The 8,687-nt window shown below is 44.9% G+C and carries 10 protein-coding genes; 3 read left to right on the top strand and 7 right to left on the bottom strand.

What is annotated here, in order from left to right; genetic code table 11:
• A partial coding sequence (locus O9300_RS08180; RefSeq protein ID WP_287971174.1) for a helix-turn-helix domain-containing protein occupies positions 1–182 on the bottom strand: 182 nt, incomplete at its 3' end.
• A gap of 90 nt (positions 183–272) precedes the next feature.
• Here O9300_RS08180 and O9300_RS08175 point away from each other — a divergent pair.
• Positions 273–500, top strand: a complete 228-nt coding sequence (locus tag O9300_RS08175; RefSeq protein WP_079209035.1) for a hypothetical protein — start codon at positions 273–275, stop codon at positions 498–500.
• Positions 501–537: 37 nt separating this feature from the next.
• Here the strand turns inward: O9300_RS08175 and O9300_RS08170 are convergent, their stop codons facing one another.
• The 3 genes from O9300_RS08170 to O9300_RS08160 are packed head-to-tail and all read right to left on the bottom strand — an operon-like array spanning position 538 to position 2,929.
• Positions 538–1,386 carry an ADP-ribosylglycohydrolase family protein gene (locus O9300_RS08170; RefSeq protein ID WP_287971172.1) on the bottom strand — a complete coding sequence of 283 codons (849 nt, stop codon included), beginning with the start codon at positions 1,384–1,386 and terminating at the stop codon, positions 538–540.
• A gap of 8 nt (positions 1,387–1,394) precedes the next feature.
• Positions 1,395–2,156, bottom strand: coding sequence for a helix-turn-helix domain-containing protein (locus tag O9300_RS08165; protein WP_287971170.1), 762 nt, complete (start codon positions 2,154–2,156; stop codon positions 1,395–1,397).
• 26 nt (positions 2,157–2,182) lie between these two features.
• Positions 2,183–2,929, bottom strand: a complete 747-nt coding sequence (locus O9300_RS08160) for a pseudouridine synthase (protein WP_287971168.1) — start codon at positions 2,927–2,929, stop codon at positions 2,183–2,185.
• Between the two features lie 502 nt (positions 2,930–3,431).
• Between O9300_RS08160 and O9300_RS08155 the strand changes: the two genes are divergently transcribed.
• Positions 3,432–3,683 carry a hypothetical protein gene (locus tag O9300_RS08155; protein WP_002796964.1) on the top strand — a complete coding sequence of 84 codons (252 nt, stop codon included), beginning with the start codon at positions 3,432–3,434 and terminating at the stop codon, positions 3,681–3,683.
• 8 nt (positions 3,684–3,691) lie between these two features.
• Positions 3,692–4,123 carry a type II toxin-antitoxin system VapC family toxin gene (locus O9300_RS08150; protein ID WP_002803895.1) on the top strand — a complete coding sequence of 144 codons (432 nt, stop codon included), beginning with the start codon at positions 3,692–3,694 and terminating at the stop codon, positions 4,121–4,123.
• Positions 4,124–4,628: 505 nt separating this feature from the next.
• On the opposite strand, the gene O9300_RS08145 is transcribed toward O9300_RS08150, so the two are convergent.
• From O9300_RS08145 to O9300_RS08140, 3 genes are all read right to left on the bottom strand, one after another.
• Positions 4,629–8,315, bottom strand: coding sequence for a WD40 repeat domain-containing protein (locus tag O9300_RS08145; RefSeq protein ID WP_287971165.1), 3,687 nt, complete (start codon positions 8,313–8,315; stop codon positions 4,629–4,631).
• Between the two features lie 31 nt (positions 8,316–8,346).
• Positions 8,347–8,544 carry a Het-E N-terminal domain-containing protein gene (locus tag O9300_RS19670; protein WP_502846392.1) on the bottom strand — a complete coding sequence of 66 codons (198 nt, stop codon included), beginning with the start codon at positions 8,542–8,544 and terminating at the stop codon, positions 8,347–8,349.
• 30 nt (positions 8,545–8,574) lie between these two features.
• Positions 8,575–8,687, bottom strand: a 113-nt coding sequence (locus O9300_RS08140) for a transposase (protein WP_185237766.1), incomplete at its 5' end; no start/stop codon positions are given.

Below are 8,687 nucleotides of genomic sequence, written 5' to 3'. Positions count from 1 at the left end.
TTCCAATCGGTCAACATTGAAGAAGTTTGAGCGTAGCCTACTCTTTCTTGCTTTTCGTACCAAGCTTGTGTTCGTTCGTGGAGAGCTTTGTTGTAAACTAATCTTACACAGCCCAATGTGCGCCGCAATAGCGACTCTTGTGTTGGTGTGGGGTAAAATCGGTAAGAATAGGCTTTTTCCATGTCTCATATTTTAGCATATATTTCGTAAATGTGCTAATATTTAACAGCAAAGCCGCCGTAAAACGGCGGGGTTTCAGACCCAAATTTTCGATGAAAAATTATACTCAGGAACAGTTGTTGGCTTTGCGTGACAGCCAAGAAGCTTGGTTGATGGCTCAACCCGGTGTAACTGGCACCGGAATCGGTCTAGATGCCAGAGGGCAGCTGGTGTTACGCATCTTCACCAAAGGCATTTCTGCCAGCACACGCCAGTCTATTGCCAGGCAACTCCCCCATGTTCCCCTCGACTGGGAAGAAGGAGATGTTATCGCTTATTAAAGCCAGCGAGCGCCTGTGAGCCAAATAACAGCGATCTTCAGCTGTCTTGAGAGACCAATTTTAAGCTAGGACGGGGTTGGATTGTTCCCCCGTAAGCGACGGCAGTATGAGGAGATAGGACAAGATGAGGAGATATACCTAGGGAAATTCGATAGATTTCCCCAGCTTTATCCATTAATTGCTGTTTAACTGGCTCTGTCGGCAAATTTTGCCGCCAAGCTAGGGGAATCCCCTCGATACCGTTGTACAATCCCGCCCAAATTCCCGCTAAAGTGGTGGTTAATTGCCGTTGATAGGGACTAGAATTAGCGCGACGCACGCTAACGGCGAAATCCTCGGTCGTTTGCAGAAAGGTATAGAGAGAAGCTGCAATCGCAATTCCTAAAGGTGAGATATCTTTCGCCCAAGCCGATAAAATGGACTCTAAGGGATGATTTTGCCCTAAAGCTGACTGAATCTGCTCTAATAGCTTATTCTTGGGGTTAATAGTTAGCAATTGCCCTATTAACTGATTTAAAGGCCTTTTTCCCTCTAATAACAGACCTACAGCCTCTCCCCAAATTATCGCTTCTTGTCGGGTTAACTCGGAAATTAAGCCCTTTTTTAGCCAAAAATTTAATCTAGCTTGCCAACGTTCCCCATGGTCAGGCCAGGTTAAAATCTCCGGCAACAGCACAAATAATAACGCCGATTCCGACTGCTGCTTGGCTGCGATCACAAGGGGAAAATCCTCCTGAGATTGCAGAGCTTGCAAAAGCAGGGTCGTCCTCGGTGTCGCCTCATAGTTAAAGGCTGGTATTAGGGGCTGATTATGCAAGGATTCCCCAATATATGCCCCGATTAACCCTCCCTGAAGGCGATCAAGGGGTGAAAAAACCTTTTGCATAAATTAGCTCAATTTGCCCGGTAGGTGACTTCCTCGACTTTGCCCGGTTGCCCCAGTTGTTTAGCATGGGCATTATTAACGGCAACGTAAACCCCGCCAGCATTACCTGCCCTCACGGTTAATTCCCGGTTTGCTTGCCAAGTGCGATGGGTTCCCTGGGGCAGCACACCCTCAAATTCTGTCTTGCCATCCACCACCACCCGCAGCCAGCAGTCATCCTCCAGTTTTACCCCCACCACCAGCTGCTGATTATTGCTGGTTTTGTTGGCTACCGGTTGAAGGGGATTGCTTTTCGGTTGGACAATTTGCTGTTGTGGCAAGGAAGGCGGCGGTAAGCGATTCGATTGCAGTACCGATTTTTGCAGGACGTGGGATAGGGTTTGTACGGAACCAATAACTAAGATTAAATAGAGAAAATAGAGATGAATCGGGCGAATTTGAAGACTCGGCAGCGATAAAGACGGTTTTATTCCCCTAAAAAAGTTATTTACCTTGGTGGGAAAACGTCGGCTAACCGTCTCACCATCCAGGGACAGACTATCAGCAAATTGTTTGATTAACCAACGAATATAAATCGGTTCGGGCAATGACTCCAAATCCCCCGCTTCCAACGCTTCTAGACGATGGCGCGGAATCAAGGTTTTCTGGGCAATTTCCTCGAGAGAAAGGGACTGTTCTAGGCGATTTTTTTGCAAATAAACGCCGATTTCCAGTAATTTGGTGCGCTGTTTATGCTGGGGGTCGAGTTGTGATTGGAGAAGGCGAAACATATCGCTATTAGGGGCTGACTTTCAGCTTAGTTAATCTGGTTTTTTAAATATTTCAGTTCATCAAGGGTTAAAAAACGGTAATGACCCAAGGGTAAGGGGGAATTATTACCAGAGTTTAGTTGAATACGACCGATAGCACTGCGATGAAGTTTCAGGACGCGATGGCCTAACTCTTCGGCTACACAGCGAATCTGCCGATTTCTTCCCTCCACTAAAATAACTTCTAGTAGGGTTTTTTGGTCGGTTTGCTTGAGTATCTCAACCTGTGCGGGTAAGGTTTTTTTCCCTTCTAAGAGGATACCTTCTCGCCAACGCTGGAGAGCAAGTCTATCAATCGCACCATCTAGCCAAACCCGATAGGTTTTGGGCAAATGATAACGGGGATGGGTGAGGGTGAGGGTGAGTTGACCGTCGTTGGTGAGGAGTAAAGCCCCAGTGGTGTTAATGTCCAACCTTCCTACGGGATGTAACCCCGTCTCGCCGGCGAGGGAGTCGGGCAAAAGGTCAATCACCGTCGGCCGGTTTTGTGGATCCCTACAGGTAGAAACCACACCAATGGGTTTGTTGATTAGTATATACAATCTTTGGGGACGATTGGCTGGTTCAATTTTTTTTCCGTCTATTTCTAGGTGATCTTTTTCGGGGTCGGCTTTTTCTCCTAACTGCACGATTTTGCCATTCCGTCTCACCCGGCCGGCTACGATCATCTCCTCCGCCCTTCTTCGGGAGGCAATTCCCCACTGGGCAAGGATTTTCTGGACTCTCTCCGCCATTTTTTTTTAGTTTTTAACCCTTTCTATCTCCTATTATAGGCATCCTAAAAGGGTTTTTTCGCCCAAATAGTGAAGAAAAACCGAATATCTCCGGCTGCCTCTTTGATTTTTTTTCTTTGAAAACTTCTCAAAAAAAAAGGAGTAATCCCTTGACTTGGGCGGCGGCTTCGGTTATACTTTTCTTATAATGGGAATCCGTGCATTTTTTGGTGGACTCCACCAGTCCATTATATATAAAGTCTTATAAAAATATTATGGCAAAAAGCCCTGAAAAAAGCAAGCAAAATTTTGCCGACAATTGTTAAAAAAGTCGGGCTAATTTTTTTTACGGGGGGATATGACTTTAAACGGGTTATTTCTCGGTTATCCAAACGGTAAACTTTGATTGATGATGAATTGGGGACGTAAATGACGGAGTTTGCCTCTCTTTGTTATAATTCAAAGACTAGGCTATAATAACTCTTCATAAACACCGATAATTTTAGTCAAAGATGTAAAAAAAATGAATATTCAACTCGTGGAATCTCTAGTTAAGGCAATTAAATCCTTGTCCCTAGAAGAACAAGAATTGTTAGGAAAAAAACTCAAAGATCACCCCTCTTGGGAAATTGCATTAGAACGAATTGACGCAACTCGAAAAGCCATTTATGAACGTCGTCAGGGAAAACCATTTAAAACCGATGTTACTGAAATTATTCATCAAATGAGAGAAGAAAGAGATCGGCAATTGATGGAAGAAATTGTGAGTGAATAGAGAAAATAATGACTAATACATTTATCTGTGTTGATTCTAGTTTTATAGTTCGTTTAACAACGGTTGAACCTTCTGTAACAATGTACAGTCAACTCTGGCAAAAATGGATGACCGAGGAAAATTTAGTGATTGCACCAACTTTATTATGTTACGAAGTCACTAACGTATTTTATCGTCTGAAAAAAGCTGGTCAAATTTTGGAGACGGAAGCGCAAACCCTCCTTACAGAAGTCTTAGATTTACCCATTCAGTTTCATGGAGATCATTACCTCCATTACCAAGCAATAGAAATTTCGCAAACCTTGAATCTTCCTGCTACTTATGATGCCCATTATCTAGTATTAGCTCAACGATTTCAAGCAAATTTATACACTAGCGATAAACGCTTATTTAACAGCGTTAAATCTTCTCTAAGTTGGGTTCATTTGGTTGAAGTGTAGATTTTTATTTCTCTCTCAATAGCTTTAGTTTTATTTAACCTGACTAGGCAGTATGCTTAGAAAAGCACAAAAGTCAAGCTAGTTTTGCTTACGGGGGGATATGACTTTAAACGGGTTATTTCTCGGTTATCCAAGCGGTTGAGAGAAGAAAGAGATCGGCAATTGATGGAAGAAATTGTGATAGAGAAAATCATGACTAATACATTTATCTGTGTTGATTTTAGTTTTATAAATTCTTGTAGGGTGCGTGTTTGCGGCGATAATCTCTGACAAAAAAACAAATTAATAATCTGCCGTAACGCAACAACTTAATTATTAAATGGGTGCGTTACGCTTTGGCTAACGCACCCTACGATTGATGTTTCTGTTTGTGGATAAATTGACAAAAGTTGCTCAAAATATAGCCTTAACAAGATAAATCGGCCTATTCCTAGTTAAGCTGAGTTGAGGATAAGCCGAAACCCTAATTTTACCCTAGCTGGTTAGCTCTATTCTTTCGTGGAAGTCATGGCAAAATCTCCTTAGTCCGATAATTCTTTGTACCAATCCCATCACACAAATGCCTATCCTCCTCCCTGACACCAGAATTAGGGTTGTGCAAATAAACCCGCACCCAATCGCAACTACGCCCCATTAAAGCATCTAAATTCAATAAATTCGAGTCTGTTTCTACCTTCCAGAGTTTGATAGTGTTGTCCCAACTACCGCTCACCAAAGTATTGCCATCGGGACTAAAATTAACGCTTCTGACACGGCTATCATGCCCATGGAGGGTACGGATTTCTTGGCCTGTTTCTACATCCCAAAGTTTGATAGTCTTGTCATCACTACCGCTCACCAAAGTCTTGCCGTCGGGACTAAAATTAACGCTTCTGACAGGGCCATCATGCCCCTCGAAGGTGTGGATTTCTTTGCCTGTTTTTACATCCCAGAGTTTGATAGTTTTGTCATAACTACCGCTCACCAAAGTCTCGCCGTTGGGACTAAAATTAACGCTTCTGACATGGTCTTTATGCCCCTTGAGGGTGTGGAGTTTTTGGCGTTTTTCTACATCCCAGAGTATGATAGTATTGTCATTACTACCGCTCACCAAAGTCTCGCCGTCACGACTAAAATTAACGCTTCTGACACGGTCATGATGCCCATGGAGGGTACGGATTTCCTTGCCTGTTTTTACATTCCAGAGTTTGATAGTACCGTCCCAACTACCGCTCACCAAAGTCTTGCCGTCGCGACTAAAATTAACGCTTCTGACAAGGCCCTTATGCCCCTCGAAGGTGTGGAGTTTTTGGCCTGTTTTTACATCCCAGAGTATGATAGTTTTGTCATCACTACCGCTCACCAAAGTCTTGCCGTCGGGACTAAAATTAACGCTTCTGACAGGGTAATCATTCCCCTTGAGGGTGCGGATTTCTTCGCCTGTTTTTACATCCCAGAGCTTGATAGTCCCGTCATCACTACCGCTCACCAAAGTCTTGCCCTCGTCAGGACTAAAATTAACGCTATTGACAAGGTCATCATGCCCCTTGAGGGTTTGGACTATTTCTACATTCCAGAGTTTGATAGTCCCGTCATCACTACCGCTCACCAAAGTCTTGCCCTCGTCAGGACTAAAATTAACGCTCCAGACAGGGCCTTCATGCCCCTTGAGGGTGAGGATTTCTTGGCCTGTTGACTCATTCCAGAGTTTGATGGTGTTGTCCCAACTACCGCTCACCAAAGTCTTGCCGTCGGGACTAAAATTAACGCTTCTGACACGGCTATTATGCCCCTTGAGGGTGCGGATTTCTTCGGGTTTTTCTACATTCCAGAGTTTGATAGTCTTGTCACCACTACCGCTCACCAAAGTCTTGCCGTCGTGACTAAAATTAACGCTATAGACAGGGCCATTATGCCCCTTGAGGGTGCGGATTTCTTGGGGTTTTTCTACATTCCAGAGTATGATAGTCTTGTCACCACTACCGCTCACCAAAGTCTTGCCGTCGGGACTAAAATTAACGCTATAGACAGGGCCACCATGCCCCTCGAAGGTGTGGAGTTTTTCGCCTGTTTCTACATCCCAGAGTATGATAGTCCCGTCATCACTACCGCTCACCAAAGTATTGCCGTCAGGACTAAAATTAACGCTATAGACAGTGCCACCATGCCCCTTGAGGGTACGGATTTCTTGGCCTGTTTCTACATTCCAGATTTTGATAGTTTTGTCATCACTACCGCTCACCAAAGTCTTGCCCTCGTCAGGACTAAAATTAACGCTATAGACAGGGCCACCATGCCCCTCGAAGGTGTGGAGTTTTTGGCCTGTTTCTACATTCCAGAGTTTGATAGTTTTGTCATCACTACCGCTCACCAAAGTCTTGCCGTCACGACTAAAATTAACGCTATGGACATAGCTACCATGCCCTTCTAAGCGATTGCGTTCACTTTTCCGGTTGAGAAGTTCCTGTAAGGCATTCATCACCTCCTTGTCGGATGCCTGCTGCTTTTGTAGAGTTTTTCCTGCCTTAATTGCTTCAACGAAAGCCTCTAATTCTTTTCCTCTATCAAACAAAGACAAGGAAGAAAACCCGCGAGCATTTGCCAGATTGAGTTCCGCTTGTTGTGTTTGTTTCCAAGCCATTAAACCCAATCCCGTACTAATCACCACCGCCACCAAAGAACCCGCCGCAATCCCCCAAGCGGTTCTAATTTCGCGCCGCCTGCGGGCTGCTTCGGCTTGTTTTATCCGCTCTCGCTCTTGGAGACTCTGCCTGATAAAATCCTGTTCACTTTGGCTGATATCTTCTGGGCGTTTCTTCAATTGTTCTTCCGCCTCCGCCAACGCCGCCCCGCGCAACCATGAGCCTTCATCCCCCTGCGTCTTTTGCCATTGCCCCATCGCCCCCCGCAAACGCTCCTGCCAAGCGCGAAAAACCCTGTCTGTATCCATCCAGCCCCGCAATTCCCCCCAATTGCGAATCAGTGCTTCATGCACCACTTCCACCGTCTCCACCTGTGCCTCTTCACTGCGACTGGTGACAACTAAACGCGCATCCGCCAATTGTTTCACCAGTACCCAATTTTCTTCCCCTAATTCCGCTTTTGTCGCCAGCCGCCGCGTATCTTCTGTGCCTTCCCCTGGGCGTACCAATTGGATGAAAATGCGCCGCATCTGTTCCCGTTGCGCCTCACTCAACTTGTGATATTCTTCATTGGCATGGCGGGCCAAAGCACCCTGCACTTGGCCAATTTCTGTATATGCCAGATGGGTTAACTGTTGGCCCTGTCGCCGCTGCCACAATTCCGTTAAGGCAAACTCTAGTAATGGCAAATTCCCCGGCTCACTCTCCACATCATCGAGGATGCGTTTCACCAGTCCCGCTTCCAATGTCACCCCCAATTTTTGCGCCGGTTTTTCAATAACTTCTGTCAGTTCTTCTCGGTTCATCGGCCCCAATTTCAAGTCAGTATTTTGTAAGACATCGGCAAAGGGACGATAGGAAAGAGCATTCCCCAAGAAATCCGCCCGCATAGTTAATACCAACACCATTCCTACCCTTTCAAAGGGGAATGTAGTTAATTTATCGAGAAAATTACGACGGATTGTTTCATCAGGACAGAGGGTATAAAGTTCCTCAAATTGGTCGGCAATTACCAGCACCCGTTCACTGGGATAATTCTGTTGGATTTGGGCAACAACGTCAGCTAAAGGAATATCGCCATCACGCAAATAATTGGCTAACTGACGCGCTTGGGCGAGGCGTTCTGTCTCATTTAAATTAGTTGTATAAAGGGGAACTAATGCTAAAGCTAGGGCATGAAAAGGGTCAGAACCGGGACGAAAATGGGTAAACTGCCAGTGACCTTCTTGTTGCAATTTGGGGACTAATCCCGCAAAAACCACCGAGGATTTACCACTTCCCGACGCACCTAATAGGGGGATAAAATTACGGGTTTGGGTTGCCTGAAATAGGGTTTTAATAAAGCTTTTGCGCCCAAAAAAGTATTCTGCATCTCCTGGCCCAAAATGAAACAAGCCACGATAGGGACAGGGCAGTTTATCATCGGCAACATCGGCAGAATCAGCAGGGGCTATTCTTGCTTCTTCTCGATAATAGTAATTGGTAATCGTGATGGTTGCATTGCCAGTCCCAGAGGCAGCAGCATATTGAGCTTTTGTAATATTTTGTTGAATTTCGCTTGGTTCTGACATATCAACCATCCTGATTAATTAAAATACAGTCTCAGTCATCCTTAGATGTGCCATGCTCGGTGATGCCGCTAATACTAGCATTACCCGTGCCAGAGGCAGCAGTATATTTAACATTACTGATATTTTGGGTGATAATTTGTTGTCCACCGGGTTGTTCTTGGAGCTTGTCTAGTAAATCTTGGGCTAATTTAGTGATTTCATTATCTTTATCAACCCCCGCTTCGACAATTTTAGGCTCTTCGTTACCCTTTATGCTAAATCAACAGACAAGATGCCAAGACAACATACTTCTAACCCAAAAATTCCGAAAGTTTCTAAAGCCATAGGCTCTCCGTTTTATTAGTTTAAGTTTATTGTTGATTCCCTCGACCA

The organism is Microcystis sp. LE19-195.1E, from assembly GCF_027532095.1.
GTDB lineage: Bacteria > Cyanobacteriota > Cyanobacteriia > Cyanobacteriales > Microcystaceae > Microcystis > Microcystis aeruginosa.
The sequence above is the reverse complement of the archived record's forward strand: the minus strand, read 5'-3'. Positions and strand labels throughout refer to the sequence as shown.

Bases quoted from the DNA above. Each gene is read 5' to 3' on its own strand.
- O9300_RS08175 (WP_079209035.1), top strand. From the start codon at position 273: ATGAAAAATTATACTCAGGAACAGTTGTTGGCTTTGCGTGACAGCCAA.
- O9300_RS08170 (WP_287971172.1), bottom strand. From the start codon at position 1,386: ATGCAAAAGGTTTTTTCACCCCTTGATCGCCTTCAGGGAGGGTTAATC.
- O9300_RS08165 (WP_287971170.1), bottom strand. From the start codon at position 2,156: ATGTTTCGCCTTCTCCAATCACAACTCGACCCCCAGCATAAACAGCGC.
- O9300_RS08160 (WP_287971168.1), bottom strand. From the start codon at position 2,929: ATGGCGGAGAGAGTCCAGAAAATCCTTGCCCAGTGGGGAATTGCCTCC.
- O9300_RS08155 (WP_002796964.1), top strand. From the start codon at position 3,432: ATGAATATTCAACTCGTGGAATCTCTAGTTAAGGCAATTAAATCCTTG.
- O9300_RS08150 (WP_002803895.1), top strand. From the start codon at position 3,692: ATGACTAATACATTTATCTGTGTTGATTCTAGTTTTATAGTTCGTTTA.
- O9300_RS08145 (WP_287971165.1), bottom strand. From the start codon at position 8,315: ATGTCAGAACCAAGCGAAATTCAACAAAATATTACAAAAGCTCAATAT.